Raw genomic sequence first — 16464 nt, 5'->3', positions numbered from 1 at the left:
AACTCTACATCATTTTTTCGCAGGGAAAAAGAATTTTTTGTAGTTTACTTACACAATTTGAGACACAAGAACGGCGAAGTTGAGGAAACAATCGCCGCATCTTGTAGCTTAATTACGAAAAGTGCTTAGCTTCTCGCCAGTTAGCGCATCCGGCGATAACCCGGCGATCAGTGCGCTTCATCCCAGTTCATGCCGACGCCCACATCAACCTTCAGCGGCACCGCCAGCGTCATGCTGCCTTCCATCAGTTGGCGGATACGTTGGCTGGCTTCGTCGATCACCGACTCATGCACCTCAAACACCAATTCATCGTGCACCTGCATAATCGCGCGCACCAACGGCTTCTCCTGCCCTTGCAGCCAGGCGTCGACCTCGATCATCGCACGCTTGATGATATCGGCCGCGGTGCCCTGCATCGGGGCGTTGATGGCGGCGCGTTCGGCCGCCTTGCGGCGCATGCCGTTGCTGGAGCGTACGTCCGGCAGGTACAGGCGGCGCCCGTCCAGCGTGCTGACGTAGCCCTGTTCGGAGGCCTGCTGGCGAGTGCGCTCCATATAGTCCAGCACGCCCGGGTAACGCTCGAAGTAGAGATCCATATAGCGCTGGGCTTCCCCACGCGGGATCCCCAACTGGCGCGCCAGACCGAAGGCGCTCATGCCGTAAATCAGGCCGAAGTTAATCGCTTTGGCGCTGCGGCGCTGCTCGCTGGTCACTTTATCCAACGGCACGCCGAACACTTCCGACGCCGTGGCACGGTGGATGTCTTTCCCTTCGGCGAAGGCCTTCAGCAGCCCTTCATCCTGTGACAGATGCGCCATGATGCGCAACTCGATCTGCGAGTAGTCGGCGGCGACGATGCGGTAGCCTTCCGGCGCGATAAAGGCCTGGCGAATACGCCGCCCTTCTTCGTTGCGCACCGGGATGTTCTGCAGGTTCGGATCGCTCGAGGAGAGACGACCGGTGGCAGTCACCGCCTGATGGTATGAGGTATGCACCCGGCCGCTGACCGGATTGATCATCAGCGGCAGCTTGTCAGTGTAGGTGGTTTTCAGCTTCGCCAAGCCGCGGTATTCCAGAATCACCTTCGGCAGCGGGTAGTCCAGCGCCAGTTCGGCCAGTACTTCTTCGTTGGTAGAAGGCGCCCCGCCCGGGGTTTTCTTCAGCACCGGCAGCTTTTGTTTTTCGTACAGGATCGCCTGCAGCTGCTTGGTCGACGCCAGGTTGAACGGCTCTTCCGCCAGCTCATGGGCCTGCACTTCCAGCTCAGCCAGACGCTTGGCCAGCTCCTGGGAGTGGGCCGACAAAATGGCCGGATCGATCAGCACCCCGGTGCGTTCGATATGCGACAGTACCGGCAACAGCGGCATTTCAATCTCATTGAATACCGTCAGCAGTTCCGCGCTTTGCTTCAGCTGCGGCCACATCGCCAGGTGCAGCTGCAGCGTGACATCGGCGTCTTCGGCGGCGTAAGGTGCCGCCTGCTCCAGCGCGATCTGGTTGAACGTCAGCTGGTTTTTGCCCTTGCCGGCGATTTCTTCGAAGGTGATGGTTTTATGGCCAAGATAACGGTCGGCCAGGCTGTCCATATCATGGCGGCCGCCGACGCTGTCCAGCACATAGGACTCCAGCATGGTGTCATAGGCAATGCCGCGCATCTCGATGCCGTAGCGCGCCAGCAGGCTCATGTCGAACTTCAGGTTTTGCCCGACTTTCAGCGCCTTCTCGTCTTCCAGCAGCGGCTTAAGCGCTTCCAGCACGTAAGCGCGATCCAGCTGAGGCGGCGCATCCAGATAATCGTGCGCCACCGGCAAGTAAGCCGCTTCGCCCGGTGCGATCGCGAAGGACAGGCCGATCAGGTTGGCGGTCAGGGTATCCAGCCCGTCGGTTTCAGTATCGAAGGCAAATACCTCGGCCTTTTTCAGCCGCGTCAGCCAGTCGGTAAAGGTCGCTTCATCCAGGATAGTGACATAACCGTCCTGAGAAAGCTTGGCCTCCGCCAGCGCTTTCGGCGCTTCCGCGGCGACGGCCGCTTTGGCGACGCCGGCAGCTTTCGCGCCCGCGCCTTTCTTGTTTTCCAGCCATACGCCGGCTTCCACGTCCGCCAGCCAGCGTTTGAACTCGTACTGTTTGAACAGCTGTTGCAGCGTATCGACATCCGGCTCGGACACCGTCAGCTCAGCGCAGGTCAGATCCAGCTCGACGTCGGTTTTGATCGTCGCCAGCTTATAGGAGAGGTACGCGACCTCTTTGTTCTGCTCCAGCTTGGCCGCCATGGTTTTGGCACCGCGGAAGCTCAGCGTGGCGATGCTCTCCAGGTTGCCGTACAGCGCATCCAGCCCGCCGATGCCCTGCAGCAACGCCTGGGCGGTTTTCTCGCCCACGCCCGGCACGCCGGGAATGTTGTCCGATGAATCGCCCATCAGCGCCAGGAAGTCGATGATCAGTTCCGGCGGAATACCGTACTTGTCGCACACTTCCTGCGGGCCGAGGATCGTGTTGTTCATGGTGTTGATCAGGGTAACGTTCGGCGTCACCAGCTGCGCCATGTCTTTGTCGCCGGTGCTGATCAGCACCGCATGGCCGGCCTTCTCGGCCTCCAGCGCCAGCGTACCGATAACGTCGTCCGCCTCAACGCCGGGCGTCACCAGCAGCGGCAGGCCCATCGCCTTGACCATGTTGTGCAGCGGCTCGATCTGCGCACGCAGATCGTCCGGCATCGGCGGCCGGTGCGACTTGTATTCAGCGAACAGCTCGTCGCGGAAGGTCTTCCCTTTGGCATCAAACACCACGGCAACGTGGCTCGGTTGATACTGCAGCAGCAGGCTGCGCAGCATATTCAGCACGCCGTACATCGCGCCGGTCGGCTCACCCGCCGAGTTGGTCAGCGGCGGGAAGGCATGGTAAGCGCGGTAGAGGTAGGAGGAACCGTCAACCAGGATTAGTGGGTTTTCTGCAATCTGGGCCATAGCGTTTCTTTATCGTGATCGGACATAGGGGTAAGCATGCCATAGCTAGCCGCCGGAGACGAACCTTAGCGTGCATTGCGGACGAAAATGATGTGATTGTGCGCGAGGATCCGCAAGATCTTACCTGTGGATAACTTTGTGCATAGAAAAGAGAACGAATTATAACGCTGCGATTATCGTTATAACGGCGAATAAAATTCCTATTTAAATCACCGCGTTAAAAGAACGAATTCCGGCGACGCTTTATTACTGGCATTTATTGAATTTGTGGATATAACTTTCGCCGGATTTTAATCGCACTATTAATCAAATTCGGCGCCTCAATTACCATAGCACAAGCTGGACAAGTTGCACGAAAACTCAGCAAATGGTTATCCATCGAGACGAAAAACAGTGATTTTTAGCGGCGCTTTAACCCGACGATTTCTGTTAAAATATGTTTTTGTTCATGCGCTTTGGCATGCAACGATGTTCCCAACAACCGTCAGCCCATAACCATGCCAAGATTGTTAACGCCTGTTATCTTTATCATTTCCGTCATACTCACCATTCTGGTAACGGTGTTGTGTTCCATTCCCATCACGCTGGCCGGCATCGTGAAACTCCTGGTGCCCATTCCTGCCGTCTGGCGGTATATCTCGGCTTTCGCCGATTTCATGATGTGGTGTTGGTGTCAGGGGCTGGCGCTGTTATTGCGCATTAACGGGCAATTGCGTTGGGATATTGAAGGGCTGGAAGGCCTGGATCGTAAAAACTGGTATCTGCTGATCAGCAACCACGAAAGTTGGTCGGACATTGTCGTGCTGTGCGTGCTGTTCAGAAATCATATTCCGATGAATAAGTATTTCCTCAAGCAGCAGCTCGCCTGGGTGCCTTTTGTCGGCCTGGCCTGCTGGGCGCTGGATATGCCGTTCATGAAGCGTTATTCCCGCGCCTATTTGCTCAAGCATCCGGAGAAACGCGGCAAGGATATCGAAACCACACGCCGTTCCTGCGAAAAGTTCCGTCAGCGTCCAACCACTATCGTCAATTTCGTCGAGGGTTCGCGCTTCACCGAAGCCAAGAAAATTAAAAGCAATTCGCCGTATCGCAATTTACTGGCGCCCAAAGCCGCCGGCATCGCGTTTACGCTCAGCGCGTTGGGCAATCAGTTCGACAAAGTGTTGAACGTGACTCTGCTCTATCCGGAAAATAACCAACGGCCTTTTATGGATATGCTGTGTGGGCGGCTGACACGTATCGTGGTGAGAATAGAGACGCTGCCGATCGATGAAACCCTGCATGGAGACTACTTCAACGACAAGCAGTTCAAACGGCGCTTCCAGCTGTGGCTGAATACGCTGTGGCAGGAAAAAGATCGGTTGCTGGATAAATTGAAACGGCAATATGGATAAAAAAACGCCGGCGATGCCGGCGTTTTCGCATTGGGTCTGGCTTATTTCTGCTGGCTGAGGAATTTAACCACGTCGGCGAACTGTTTCACGTAAGCGTCCATCGAGCTGGTGTCCAGGCCATCGTTCTTAACCATATATTTGCCGTTCACGAATACCGCCGGCACGCCGCGCAGCTGCAGATCTTCTGCGGCTTTCTCCTGTTGAACCACCAGGGATTTCACCACGAAGCTGTTCCAGGCCGCATCATAATCTGCTGCGGTCACGCCCGCTTTCACGAAGACATTGCGGATATCGTCCGGCGTTTGCACGGTCTGGGTTTTCTGCACCGCTTCAAACATCAGCGGGCTCACCTTGTCTTCCACGCCCAGCGCCATCGCCACCGCCCATGCCTGAGTCAGCTGTTTGCCCAACGGCCCCAGGAATTCAACGTGGTACTTGGTCATTTTGGTGCCGGCAGGCAGCGCTTTCTTTACGTTCTCAGACACATGATAGACCTGCTCGAACTGGTAGCAGTGCGGGCAGTAGAAAGAGAAGAACTCCAACACCTGCGGCTCGCCGGTCACCGGTTTGTCCAGGGTCACATACTGTGCGCCATCGCTAAACTGTGCAGCCGAGGCACTGAATGCCATCACCATGCCAACGAGCGCCAACCATATTTTTTTCATAAGACTAAACTCTCCATTGTGTTAAAGCTTCAATACATTGGCGTCAGCTGCAGAGGGGGCTCCTGCAACAGCTTAACCTGTTCGGTGAAGGCCGCAGTCTGAGACAACCAGAAATCAGACTCCACCATCCACGGAAAACTCTTAGGGAAGGCCGGATCCTGCCAACGACGGGCGACCCAGGCCAGGTAATACACCATGCGCATCGCGCGCAGCGGCTCGATCAACGCCAGCTCGCGCTGATCGAACTCGGCAAATTCACTGTACGCCTCCAGCAAGACGTCCAGCTGCATCAGTTGATCGCGACGCTCGCCGTGCAGCAGCATCCACAAATCCTGTACCGCGGGGCCGTTGCGCGCGTCATCAAGATCGACGAACAGCGGGCCATCGCGCCACAGAATATTGCCCGGATGGCAATCACCGTGCAAACGGCGCGGCTGCCAGTTCAGATGCCAGTGCGGCTTGATCGCCGCAATCAGATTATCCGTCGCCTGCAGAAACGCGTCACGCTGCGCTGCCGGCAGTAGCGTGCAATTGGCCAGCGCCTGGCGCGGGGCGGTGAGGTACTCTTCAATCCCCATCGTCGGGCGCTCGGTAAACAAACGCTCACCGCCGACCTGATGGATGCGCCCCAGAAAACGACCGACCCATTCCAGCTGATCCAGATTGTCTATCTCATATTGTCGGCCCCCCACGCTGGGGAACAGGGCAAAGAAGAAGCCGCCGTGCGTATGCAGCGTGGCGCCTTGCAGCGCCAAGGGCGCCACCGCCGGGATCTCCGCGCCGGCCAAATCCAGAGCGAACTGATGTTCCTCACCGATTTGTGCGGCGCTCCAGCGCTCCGGGCGATAAAACTTCACCACGTAACGCCGGCGATCTTCGTCCATAAACTGATAGACGCGGTTCTCATAACTGTTCAACGCCGTCAGGCCGGAATCAACGCGCAGGCCAACCCCTTCCAGCGCGTCCATTATCAAATCGGGCGACAGAGTTTCGAAATTAAAAGCAGAGTTATTCATAACGTTCGTTTGATCGCTGACAGCACGGTGCCGGGAATGAGAAATAGTAGCATTAATGGCGCATTTCACGCGCTATGCTTTCTCGCACCGCACGAGGATCAGTCCTTGATAACGCCGCGAGCGCGCAACAACGCCGTTTTAAAATCTTCTTCGTAATCTTTCTTCAGGCCTGGGATCTGATCCGTGCCGGCGCTACCGCGCATTTTCAGATGGTAAATAAGAATGTCGTCGCTCAACTCGGACAGCTCACCCTGAAAACCCGCTTCCTTCGCCAGCTTTTGCAAAAACTGCATCAAATTGAGATCGGGATCTTCCTGCCAGGCCGGGTGCAGCAGCTCGATCAATTCGTTTACGCGATGCGTTTTCATCTCAATATCGTCCAATAGCATGAATAAACTCACAAAGTAACAGGCTTGCCCACGCAGTGAAAGAACCGGCTTGTCAATAAAGGTAAATCCTGATGTCACGCCGGCTTTAGCGCTACAATCAGCGCATCGACAAGGCGGGATAAACGAGATGCATAAAGAAATCAGCGGCGTAATTTTGGCCGGCGGGCGGGCCACGCGTATGGGTGGCGAGGACAAAGGCCTGGTGTCGATTGGCGGTGTCGCGCTCTATCAACAGGTACTCGCCAGGTTACGGCCGCAGGTGGCTTCCATCGCCATCAGCGCCAACCGCAATCAGGCACGTTATCAAGCGAGCGGTTTGCCAGTGATTGGCGATCTGACGTCCGATTTCGCCGGGCCTTTGGCCGGCATGTTGGCCGGGCTCAAGCAGGCTCCCAGCGAATGGGTGGTTTTCGTCCCTTGTGATGTCCCTGACTTTCCCACCGATTTAGTCGCTCAACTCTGGCAACAAAAAGACGCGGCGCTGGCAGCCTTTGCCAGTGATGGCGAACGAGATCACCCTACGCTGGCGTTATTGCATATCCAACTAGCGCCGCAGCTGGCCGACTACCTGGCGCGCGGTGAACGCAAGCTGATGCTGTTCTTGCATCAGATCGGCGCGCAACGCGTGGTGTTCAGCGGGCAACAAGCGGCATTTCATAACCTGAATACGCCGGAAGATTGCCTGAACTGGCAGCAAGCACGGGAGCTAAAAAAATGAATCGTTTATTGCCCCCCTTGCTGGCCATCGGCGCCTACAGCGGAACGGGGAAAACCACCCTGCTCAAACAGCTGATCCCACTGCTGAAACAACGCCAGGTGAGGATTGGACTGATCAAGCATACGCATCACGACATGGATGTAGATACGCCGGGTAAAGACAGCTATGAGTTGCGTAAAGCGGGCGCAGACCAAACGCTGGTCGCCAGCGATCGGCGTTGGGCATTAATGACCGAAACGCCGGAGCAACAACCGTTGGATCTGCATTACCTGGCTGGGCGCTTTGACGCCGATAAGGTCGATTTGATCCTGGTGGAAGGGTTCAAACATGAGCCGGTCAGCAAGATCCTGCTTTATCGCGCTGAGATCGGCAGACCGTTGGAAGATATGCTGGATCAGTTTGTTATAGCGGTAGCCAGCGACCGACCGTTATCCATCACGGCTAAGCAGCTGGATCTCAATCAGCCGGAAAGCATCGCCGACTTTATAGTCGAGTGGTTGAAAGGCGCAGCGTAGCTGCGCTTTTTTGTTTTTTACGCATAGCAAAAAGCCCTGAACGTCAGTTCAGGGCTTTCGGCTTTGTTTGATGCCTGGCAGTGTCCTACTCTCGCATGGGGAGACCCCACACTACCATCGGCGCTACGGCGTTTCACTTCTGAGTTCGGCATGGGGTCAGGTGGGACCACCGCGCTATTGCCGCCAGGCAAATTCGTTTTAATCAACCCGCTTCATCGCTGAAGCCAGTCAATCCAATCTGTAAGCAAGCTGAACATTGTCTTGGTCTCACCAAAACACCTTCGGTGTTGTAAGGTTAAGCCTCACGGATCATTAGTACTGGTTAGCTCAATGCATCGCTGCACTTACACACCCAGCCTATCAACGTCTTAGTCTTAAACGTTCCTTCAGGGGCCTTAAAGGCCCAGGGAAGACTCATCTTGAGGCAAGTTTCGCGCTTAGATGCTTTCAGCGCTTATCTTTTCCGCACTTAGCTACCGGGCAATGCCATTGGCATGACAACCCGAACACCAGTGGTGCGTTCACTCCGGTCCTCTCGTACTAGGAGCAACCCCTCTCAATCTTCCAACGCCCACGGCAGATAGGGACCGAACTGTCTCACGACGTTCTAAACCCAGCTCGCGTACCACTTTAAATGGCGAACAGCCATACCCTTGGGACCTACTTCAGCCCCAGGATGTGATGAGCCGACATCGAGGTGCCAAACACCGCCGTCGATATGAACTCTTGGGCGGTATCAGCCTGTTATCCCCGGAGTACCTTTTATCCGTTGAGCGATGGCCCTTCCATTCAGAACCACCGGATCACTAAGACCTACTTTCGTACCTGCTCGAGCCGTCACTCTCGCAGTCAAGCTAGCTTATGCCTTTGCACTAACCTCACGATGTCCGACCGTGATTAGCTAACCTTCGTGCTCCTCCGTTACTCTTTGGGAGGAGACCGCCCCAGTCAAACTACCCACCAGACACTGTCCTCACCCCGGATCACGGGGCAGAGTTAGAACATCAAACATTAAAGGGTGGTATTTCAAGGATGGCTCCACGCAGACTGGCGTCCACGCTTCAAAGCCTCCCACCTATCCTACACATCAAGGCTCAATGTTCAGTGTCAAGCTATAGTAAAGGTTCACGGGGTCTTTCCGTCTTGCCGCGGGTACACTGCATCTTCACAGCGAGTTCAATTTCACTGAGTCTCGGGTGGAGACAGCCTGGCCATCATTACGCCATTCGTGCAGGTCGGAACTTACCCGACAAGGAATTTCGCTACCTTAGGACCGTTATAGTTACGGCCGCCGTTTACTGGGGCTTCGATCAAGAGCTTCGCCTTGCGGCTGACCCCATCAATTAACCTTCCAGCACCGGGCAGGCGTCACACCGTATACGTCCACTTTCGTGTTTGCACAGTGCTGTGTTTTTATTAAACAGTTGCAGCCAGCTGGTATCTTCGACTGGCTTCAGCTCCATCCGCAAGGGACTTCACCTACATGCCAGCGTGCCTTCTCCCGAAGTTACGGCACCATTTTGCCTAGTTCCTTCACCCGAGTTCTCTCAAGCGCCTTGGTATTCTCTACCTGACCACCTGTGTCGGTTTGGGGTACGATTTAATGTTACCTGGAGCTTAGAGGATTTTCCTGGAAGCAGGGCATCAACTACTTCTGCACCGTAGTGCATCGTCATCACGCCTCAGGGTTAGTATGCAACCGGATTTACCAGGTCACACCCCCTACACGCTTAAACCGGGACAACCGTCGCCCGGCTAGCCTAGCCTTCTCCGTCCCCCCTTCGCAGTAACACCAAGTACAGGAATATTAACCTGTTTCCCATCGACTACGCTTTTCAGCCTCGCCTTAGGGGTCGACTCACCCTGCCCCGATTAACGTTGGACAGGAACCCTTGGTCTTCCGGCGAGCGGGCTTTTCACCCGCTTTATCGTTACTTATGTCAGCATTCGCACTTCTGATACCTCCAGCAACCCTCACAGGCCACCTTCAACGGCTTACAGAACGCTCCCCTACCCAACAACGCATAAGCGTCGCTGCCGCAGCTTCGGTGCATGGTTTAGCCCCGTTACATCTTCCGCGCAGGCCGACTCGACCAGTGAGCTATTACGCTTTCTTTAAATGATGGCTGCTTCTAAGCCAACATCCTGGCTGTCTATGCCTTCCCACATCGTTTCCCACTTAACCATGACTTTGGGACCTTAGCTGGCGGTCTGGGTTGTTTCCCTCTTCACGACGGACGTTAGCACCCGCCGTGTGTCTCCCGTGATAACATTCTTCGGTATTCGGAGTTTGCATCGGTTTGGTAAGCCGGGATGGCCCCCTAGCCGAAACAGTGCTCTACCCCCGAAGATGAGTTCACGAGGCGCTACCTAAATAGCTTTCGGGGAGAACCAGCTATCTCCCGGTTTGATTGGCCTTTCACCCCCAGCCACAAGTCATCCGCTAATTTTTCAACATTAGTCGGTTCGGTCCTCCAGTTAGTGTTACCCAACCTTCAACCTGCCCATGGCTAGATCACCGGGTTTCGGGTCTATACCTTGCAACTAATCGCCCAGTTAAGACTCGGTTTCCCTACGGCTCCCCTATACGGTTAACCTTGCTACAAAATATAAGTCGCTGACCCATTATACAAAAGGTACGCAGTCACACCACGAAGGTGCTCCCACTGCTTGTACGTACACGGTTTCAGGTTCTATTTCACTCCCCTCGCCGGGGTTCTTTTCGCCTTTCCCTCACGGTACTGGTTCACTATCGGTCAGTCAGGAGTATTTAGCCTTGGAGGATGGTCCCCCCATATTCAGACAGGATGTCACGTGTCCCGCCCTACTCATCGAACTCACGACCTGTGCATTTTAGTGTACGGGGCTATCACCCTTTACTGCGCGACTTTCCAGACGCTTCCACTAACACACAAGCCGATTCAGGTTCTGGGCTCCTCCCCGTTCGCTCGCCGCTACTGGGGGAATCTCGGTTGATTTCTTTTCCTCGGGGTACTTAGATGTTTCAGTTCCCCCGGTTCGCCTCATGCCACTATGTATTCATGACATGATAGTGTGTCGAAACACACTGGGTTTCCCCATTCGGGTATCGCCGGTTATAACGGTTCATATCACCTTACCGACGCTTTTCGCAGATTAGCACGCCCTTCATCGCCTCTGACTGCCTAGGCATCCACCGTGTACGCTTAGTCACTTAACCTCACAACCCGAAGATGTTTCCATCGTTCGCGCTGCAAACATTTGAGAGACTCTATGACAGGTTACTCTTCATCCCAGTACATCTACGGAGGGACAAATTTCAGCCGTCATGTTTCAATTTTCAGCTTGTTCCAGATTGTTAAAGAGCAATATCTTAAACATGACTCGGAAGTCATCTTTAAGATATGGTGTATCGTCAGATACTTGAGACCGCCGCTTTCACCGGGTGGGTCGGAAGCTTGGCGTCCCCTAGGGGATTCGAACCCCTGTTACCGCCGTGAAAGGGCGGTGTCCTAGGCCTCTAGACGAAGGGGACACGACACCGTACTTTTATGACGCTTTTGCTCGTTACTTTTTCATCAGACAATCTGTGTGAGCACGCCACTCGAACTAATATCTTTAGGTAAGGAGGTGATCCAACCGCAGGTTCCCCTACGGTTACCTTGTTACGACTTCACCCCAGTCATGAATCACAAAGTGGTAAGCGCCCTCCCGAAGGTTAAGCTACCTACTTCTTTTGCAACCCACTCCCATGGTGTGACGGGCGGTGTGTACAAGGCCCGGGAACGTATTCACCGTAGCATTCTGATCTACGATTACTAGCGATTCCGACTTCATGGAGTCGAGTTGCAGACTCCAATCCGGACTACGACGTACTTTATGAGGTCCGCTTGCTCTCGCGAGGTCGCTTCTCTTTGTATACGCCATTGTAGCACGTGTGTAGCCCTACTCGTAAGGGCCATGATGACTTGACGTCATCCCCACCTTCCTCCAGTTTATCACTGGCAGTCTCCTTTGAGTTCCCGGCCGAACCGCTGGCAACAAAGGATAAGGGTTGCGCTCGTTGCGGGACTTAACCCAACATTTCACAACACGAGCTGACGACAGCCATGCAGCACCTGTCTCAGAGTTCCCGAAGGCACCAATCCATCTCTGGAAAGTTCTCTGGATGTCAAGAGTAGGTAAGGTTCTTCGCGTTGCATCGAATTAAACCACATGCTCCACCGCTTGTGCGGGCCCCCGTCAATTCATTTGAGTTTTAACCTTGCGGCCGTACTCCCCAGGCGGTCGATTTAACGCGTTAGCTCCGGAAGCCACGCCTCAAGGGCACAACCTCCAAATCGACATCGTTTACAGCGTGGACTACCAGGGTATCTAATCCTGTTTGCTCCCCACGCTTTCGCACCTGAGCGTCAGTCTTCGTCCAGGGGGCCGCCTTCGCCACCGGTATTCCTCCAGATCTCTACGCATTTCACCGCTACACCTGGAATTCTACCCCCCTCTACGAGACTCTAGCTTGCCAGTTTCAAATGCAGTTCCCAGGTTGAGCCCGGGGATTTCACATCTGACTTAACAAACCGCCTGCGTGCGCTTTACGCCCAGTAATTCCGATTAACGCTTGCACCCTCCGTATTACCGCGGCTGCTGGCACGGAGTTAGCCGGTGCTTCTTCTGCGAGTAACGTCAATTGATGAACGTATTAAGCTCACCACCTTCCTCCTCGCTGAAAGTGCTTTACAACCCGAAGGCCTTCTTCACACACGCGGCATGGCTGCATCAGGCTTGCGCCCATTGTGCAATATTCCCCACTGCTGCCTCCCGTAGGAGTCTGGACCGTGTCTCAGTTCCAGTGTGGCTGGTCATCCTCTCAGACCAGCTAGGGATCGTCGCCTAGGTGAGCCATTACCCCACCTACTAGCTAATCCCATCTGGGCACATCTGATGGCAAGAGGCCCGAAGGTCCCCCTCTTTGGTCTTGCGACGTTATGCGGTATTAGCTACCGTTTCCAGTAGTTATCCCCCTCCATCAGGCAGTTTCCCAGACATTACTCACCCGTCCGCCGCTCGTCACCCAGGGAGCAAGCTCCCCTGTGCTACCGCTCGACTTGCATGTGTTAAGCCTGCCGCCAGCGTTCAATCTGAGCCATGATCAAACTCTTCAATTAAAAGCTTGATTTGCTTCCACTCGAGAAGCGATGCTCAAAGATTTACTGCATGAATTTTACTTCAGTTAGTCACTCTTCAAGACTTGATATTTTTTTGCATCCGAAGATGCTGGATATCGTCTTGTGGAGTGCCCACACAGATTGTCTGATAAATTGTTAAAGAGCAGTGAGTTAGGCGCTTTCGCTTGCTAACTCGAGGTGGCGTATATTACGCTTTTCACCCGGAGAGTCAAGCGTTTATTTCGCTTTTCTCTCGCTGACCCGGCGACTTGTCAGTCGTTGTTCCCGGTCAGTGGAGGCGCATTATAGGGAGTTCTCGGCGGGCCGCAACCCCTAATTGCAAAAAACTTTTCAAGCGCGGTTTTTTTCGGCAAAAGGGCGAAAAAGCGGCGAATTAATGTCACTTTTTCAGGCAAACAGCCGTAAAAGCTGGCGTTCACTGGAGTAAAATAGAATTAACGATGTCAGTAAGGACCCGCAGCCATGCCATTAAATGCGCAACAACAGGCCGCCCAACGCAATCTTTCTTATCTGCTTGCAGAGAAACTCGGCCAACAAATTCTGGCGGGCGATTATCAGGCCGGCAGCATCCTGCCTGGTGAAATGGAACTGGGCGAGCAATTCGGCGTCAGCCGCACCGCGGTGCGCGAAGCGGTAAAGATGTTAGCCGCCAAAGGCATGTTATTGCCGCGCCCACGCATCGGCACCCGCGTAATGCCGCAAAGCCAATGGAACTTTCTCGATCAGGATTTGCTGACCTGGTGGATGACGCGGGAAAACTTCGATCAGGTGATGCAACACTTCCTTATCTTGCGCACCTCGCTGGAGCCGCAGGCCTGCGCATTGGCGGCGAGCCACGCCAGTCCGCAGCAAACCAAGCTGCTGGCGGAACTGATGGCGGAAATGCGCGCGCTGCATACCCAGTTTGACCGCGAACGCTGGATCCTGGTCGATACCCAATTCCACCAGCTTATCTACGAGGCCAGCGGCAACCCGTTCCTGACCTCATTCGCCAACCTGTTCAGTTCGGTGTACCAAAGCTACTTCCGCGCCATCACCGGCAATGAAGTGATCAAGCTGCGCCATCATCAGGCCATCGTCGATGCAATACTCGCCGGGGACAGCGCCGGCGCGCTTGTCGCCTGCCAGGTGCTGCTGAAAGAGAAAGACTAGACACGCTCCCCGCTTATATATAGAAGAAAGAGACGAGGGACAGACGACCATTTAACCAGGACCGACCATGACTCAATCCGCGCGCAGTATGGCAGGACTACCGTGGATCGCCGCAATGGCGTTCTTTATGCAGGCGCTGGACGCCACCATCCTCAACACGGCGCTGCCGGCGATCGCCCAAAGCCTGGGGCGTTCGCCGCTGGCGATGCAATCGGCCGTCATCAGCTACACGCTGACGGTGGCGATGCTGATCCCGGTCAGCGGCTGGCTGGCGGACCGCTTCGGCACCCGGCGCGTGTTCATCTTCGCCGTCACGTTATTCACCCTCGGCTCGCTGCTGTGCGCGCTGTCCCCCACGCTGAGCGCGCTGGTTGCCTCTCGCGTACTGCAGGGCATCGGCGGCGCGATGATGATGCCGGTCGCGCGGCTGGCGCTGCTGCGCGCCTACCCACGCAGCGAACTGCTGCCGGTGCTGAACTTCGTCACCATGCCCGGCCTGGTCGGGCCGATTCTGGGGCCACTGCTGGGCGGCTGGCTGGTGACCTACGCCACCTGGCATTGGATTTTCCTGATCAATATCCCGATCGGCCTGCTCGGCATCTTCTATGCGCGCAAATACATGCCGGACTTCACCACGCCCAAACGCCGCTTCGATTTTCTTGGTTTTATGCTGTTCGGCCTGAGCCTGGTGCTGATCTCCACCGGGCTGGAACTGTTTGGCGAGCGGGTACTGGCGAGCTACGTTTCGCTGGGTATTCTGCTCAGCGGTTTCGTGATGCTGTTCGGCTACATCGCGCACGCCCGCCGTCATCCTCAGCCGCTGATCGGTCTCGACCTGTTCAAAACCCGTACCTTCTCGGTCGGCATCGCCGGCAACGTCGCTTCCAGGTTGGGCACCGGCTGCGTGCCGTTTTTAATGCCGCTCATGCTGCAGGTGGGCTTCGGCTACACGGCGATCGTCTCCGGCTGCATGATGGCGCCGACCGCCATCGGTTCGCTGATGGCGAAATCCACCGTCACTCAGGTGCTGCGCTGGTTCGGCTACCGTAAAACGCTGGTCGGCATCACCGTTATTATCGGGGTGCTGATCGCCCAGTTCGCCCTGCAAAGCCCGGGTATGCCGCTGTGGCTGATGATCCTGCCGCTGTTCGTGCTGGGCATGGCGATGTCCACCCAGTTCACCGCCATGAACACCATCAGCCTGGCGGATTTGAACGACGCCAACGCCAGCGCCGGCAACAGCGTCCTGGCGGTCACCCAACAGCTGTCCATCAGCTTCGGCGTGGCGATCAGCGCGGCGGTGCTGCGTTTTTACGAATCCCTGTCGTTAGGCACCATGATCGACCACTTCCATTACACCTTTATCACCATGGGGATCGTCACCGTGGCGTCGGCGCTGGTATTTATGTTGCTGAGAAGGAAAGATGGCCGCAATTTGATCAGCGGCCAGGAAAGCAAGAAAGAAGCGAAGGCGGCGAGTTAACGGCGGCCCACCGAGGCGCGTTCCACCAGCTCGGGCGTCAGCACCAGCACCTGGGGCGCACGCTCCGGGTTCTGCAGGCGGTTGATCAACGCATCGATCGCCAGTTCGCCCAGCGAATCCTTCGGTTGATGAATGGTGCTCAGCGGCGGCGCCAGATAACGCGCCAGCTCAATGTCATCGTAGCCCATCACCGCCATATCCTGCGGCACCGACAGTCCGGCCTGATACAGCGCCTGATAAACGCCTACCGCCACCGCGTCGTTGCCGGCAAATACCGCATGGGGCGGCTCGTCCAGCGCCAGCAGTTGGCGCATGGCGTTTACCCCCCCCTCAAACTCAAAGTCGCAATGCACTTCATACCCTGGCGGAACCGGCAATCCGGCGCGCCGCATCGCGTTGCGATAGCCTTCCAGCCGGTGACGAGCGGTAGTTTTGTCCTGCGGGCCGGCGATGCAGGCGATCTTGCGATAACCGCGGGCGATCAGATGATCGGTCGCCATCTCGCCGCCCAGCAGCGAGTTATCCTGAATAATGTCGTTGGCGCCCTCGAACGGCGCCCAGTCCATCATCACGATCGGCAATGACGGGTAGCGGCTCAGGGCGTCCTGCGATGGCCGATGGTTTTCGGTGCACATCAGCAGCAAACCGTCGACGCGCTTTTGCAGCAGCGTCTCCATGCTGCGGTTCATGCGCGCGGCGTCTTCTTCGGTATTGCACAGGATCAGGCTGTAGCCGCGCTCATAGCAGCTGCGCTCCACGCCGCGTACCACTTCGGCATAAAACGGGTTGTTGCTGGCGGTCACCAACATGCCGATGGTACGCGTCTGATTGAGCTTCAGGCTGCGCGCCAGCGCAGAAGGCGCATAGTTCAGCTGTTCCACGGCCGCCATGACCTTGTCGCGCACGCTGTCGCTGACAAAGCGATTGTTGTTGACCACATGCGAAACGGTAGAGGTTGAAACGCCCGCCAGGCGGGCGACATCTTTCATGGTGGCCAAAGG

General features: G+C 55.8%; 10 protein-coding genes, 1 tRNA gene and 3 rRNA genes. 5 read left to right on the top strand and 9 right to left on the bottom strand.

What is annotated here, in order from left to right:
- Positions 1-167 precede the first annotated feature (167 nt).
- Positions 168-2966: a DNA polymerase I gene (gene polA / locus AAIE04_RS08275; protein ID WP_019452176.1), complete on the bottom strand. Its 2799-nt coding sequence runs from the start codon at positions 2964-2966 to the stop codon at positions 168-170.
- A gap of 497 nt (positions 2967-3463) precedes the next feature.
- On the opposite strand from polA, the gene yihG reads away from it, so the two are divergent.
- Entirely contained in the window at positions 3464-4360 is an 897-nt protein-coding gene (gene yihG, locus AAIE04_RS08270; protein ID WP_015379457.1) for a 1-acylglycerol-3-phosphate O-acyltransferase, YihG family, read from the top strand.
- Between the two features lie 41 nt (positions 4361-4401).
- Here yihG and dsbA read toward each other — a convergent pair whose 3' ends face one another.
- From dsbA to AAIE04_RS08255, 3 genes are all read right to left on the bottom strand, one after another.
- Positions 4402-5025: a thiol:disulfide interchange protein DsbA gene (gene dsbA / locus AAIE04_RS08265; protein ID WP_004931264.1), complete on the bottom strand. Its 624-nt coding sequence runs from the start codon at positions 5023-5025 to the stop codon at positions 4402-4404.
- A 29-nt stretch (positions 5026-5054) separates the two neighbouring features.
- Positions 5055-6041: a serine/threonine protein kinase gene (locus tag AAIE04_RS08260; RefSeq protein WP_498576779.1), complete on the bottom strand. Its 987-nt coding sequence runs from the start codon at positions 6039-6041 to the stop codon at positions 5055-5057.
- A gap of 98 nt (positions 6042-6139) precedes the next feature.
- Complete coding sequence (locus tag AAIE04_RS08255; protein WP_004931268.1) at positions 6140-6409, bottom strand: YihD family protein; 270 nt, start codon at positions 6407-6409, stop codon at positions 6140-6142.
- Positions 6410-6557: 148 nt separating this feature from the next.
- On the opposite strand from AAIE04_RS08255, the gene mobA reads away from it, so the two are divergent.
- Both mobA and mobB read left to right on the top strand, forming a co-directional pair.
- Positions 6558-7148, top strand: coding sequence for a molybdenum cofactor guanylyltransferase MobA (gene mobA / locus AAIE04_RS08250; RefSeq protein ID WP_498576778.1), 591 nt, complete (start codon positions 6558-6560; stop codon positions 7146-7148).
- Positions 7145-7663: a molybdopterin-guanine dinucleotide biosynthesis protein MobB gene (mobB, locus tag AAIE04_RS08245; protein WP_498576777.1), complete on the top strand. Its 519-nt coding sequence runs from the start codon at positions 7145-7147 to the stop codon at positions 7661-7663. Before mobA ends, mobB begins: the two co-directional genes overlap by 4 nt.
- A gap of 72 nt (positions 7664-7735) precedes the next feature.
- Here mobB and rrf read toward each other — a convergent pair.
- The 4 genes from rrf to AAIE04_RS08225 form a co-directional block, all read right to left on the bottom strand.
- Positions 7736-7851 (bottom strand): 5S ribosomal RNA (gene rrf, locus AAIE04_RS08240).
- Between the two features lie 103 nt (positions 7852-7954).
- Positions 7955-10862 (bottom strand): 23S ribosomal RNA (locus tag AAIE04_RS08235).
- 239 nt (positions 10863-11101) lie between these two features.
- A tRNA-Glu gene (locus AAIE04_RS08230) sits at positions 11102-11177 on the bottom strand.
- A gap of 88 nt (positions 11178-11265) precedes the next feature.
- A 16S ribosomal RNA gene (locus AAIE04_RS08225) occupies positions 11266-12807 on the bottom strand.
- Together the 16S, 23S and 5S rRNA genes with 1 tRNA gene alongside form the textbook arrangement of a ribosomal RNA operon.
- A 483-nt stretch (positions 12808-13290) precedes the next feature.
- Between AAIE04_RS08225 and AAIE04_RS08220 the strand changes: the two genes are divergently transcribed.
- Complete coding sequence (locus AAIE04_RS08220; protein WP_019455463.1) at positions 13291-13980, top strand: FadR/GntR family transcriptional regulator; 690 nt, start codon at positions 13291-13293, stop codon at positions 13978-13980.
- Between the two features lie 67 nt (positions 13981-14047).
- A complete protein-coding gene (gene mdtD / locus AAIE04_RS08215) occupies positions 14048-15463 on the top strand; it encodes a multidrug transporter subunit MdtD (RefSeq protein ID WP_498576776.1) in 1416 nt (471 codons plus the stop codon).
- On the opposite strand, the gene rbsR is transcribed toward mdtD, so the two are convergent.
- Positions 15460-16461, bottom strand: coding sequence for a ribose operon transcriptional repressor RbsR (rbsR, locus tag AAIE04_RS08210; protein ID WP_025160301.1), 1002 nt, complete (start codon positions 16459-16461; stop codon positions 15460-15462). The two genes, mdtD and rbsR, sit on opposite strands and share 4 nt — an antisense overlap.
- Between the last annotated feature and the right edge of the window lie 3 nt (positions 16462-16464).

The organism is Serratia sp. Ae19-1, assembly GCF_059801225.1.
Note: the sequence above shows the minus strand (reverse complement) of the source record. Positions and strands in the feature narration are given on the sequence as shown.

Excerpts from the sequence above, each read along its gene's own strand:
- mobA (WP_498576778.1), top strand. The coding sequence starts at position 6,558 with ATGCATAAAGAAATCAGCGGCGTAATTTTGGCCGGCGGGCGGGCCACG.
- mobB (WP_498576777.1), top strand. The coding sequence starts at position 7,145 with ATGAATCGTTTATTGCCCCCCTTGCTGGCCATCGGCGCCTACAGCGGA.
- mdtD (WP_498576776.1), top strand. The coding sequence starts at position 14,048 with ATGACTCAATCCGCGCGCAGTATGGCAGGACTACCGTGGATCGCCGCA.
- yihG (WP_015379457.1), top strand. The coding sequence starts at position 3,464 with ATGCCAAGATTGTTAACGCCTGTTATCTTTATCATTTCCGTCATACTC.
- AAIE04_RS08220 (WP_019455463.1), top strand. The coding sequence starts at position 13,291 with ATGCCATTAAATGCGCAACAACAGGCCGCCCAACGCAATCTTTCTTAT.
- dsbA (WP_004931264.1), bottom strand. The coding sequence starts at position 5,025 with ATGAAAAAAATATGGTTGGCGCTCGTTGGCATGGTGATGGCATTCAGT.
- AAIE04_RS08260 (WP_498576779.1), bottom strand. The coding sequence starts at position 6,041 with ATGAATAACTCTGCTTTTAATTTCGAAACTCTGTCGCCCGATTTGATA.
- AAIE04_RS08255 (WP_004931268.1), bottom strand. The coding sequence starts at position 6,409 with ATGAAAACGCATCGCGTAAACGAATTGATCGAGCTGCTGCACCCGGCC.
- polA (WP_019452176.1), bottom strand. The coding sequence starts at position 2,966 with ATGGCCCAGATTGCAGAAAACCCACTAATCCTGGTTGACGGTTCCTCC.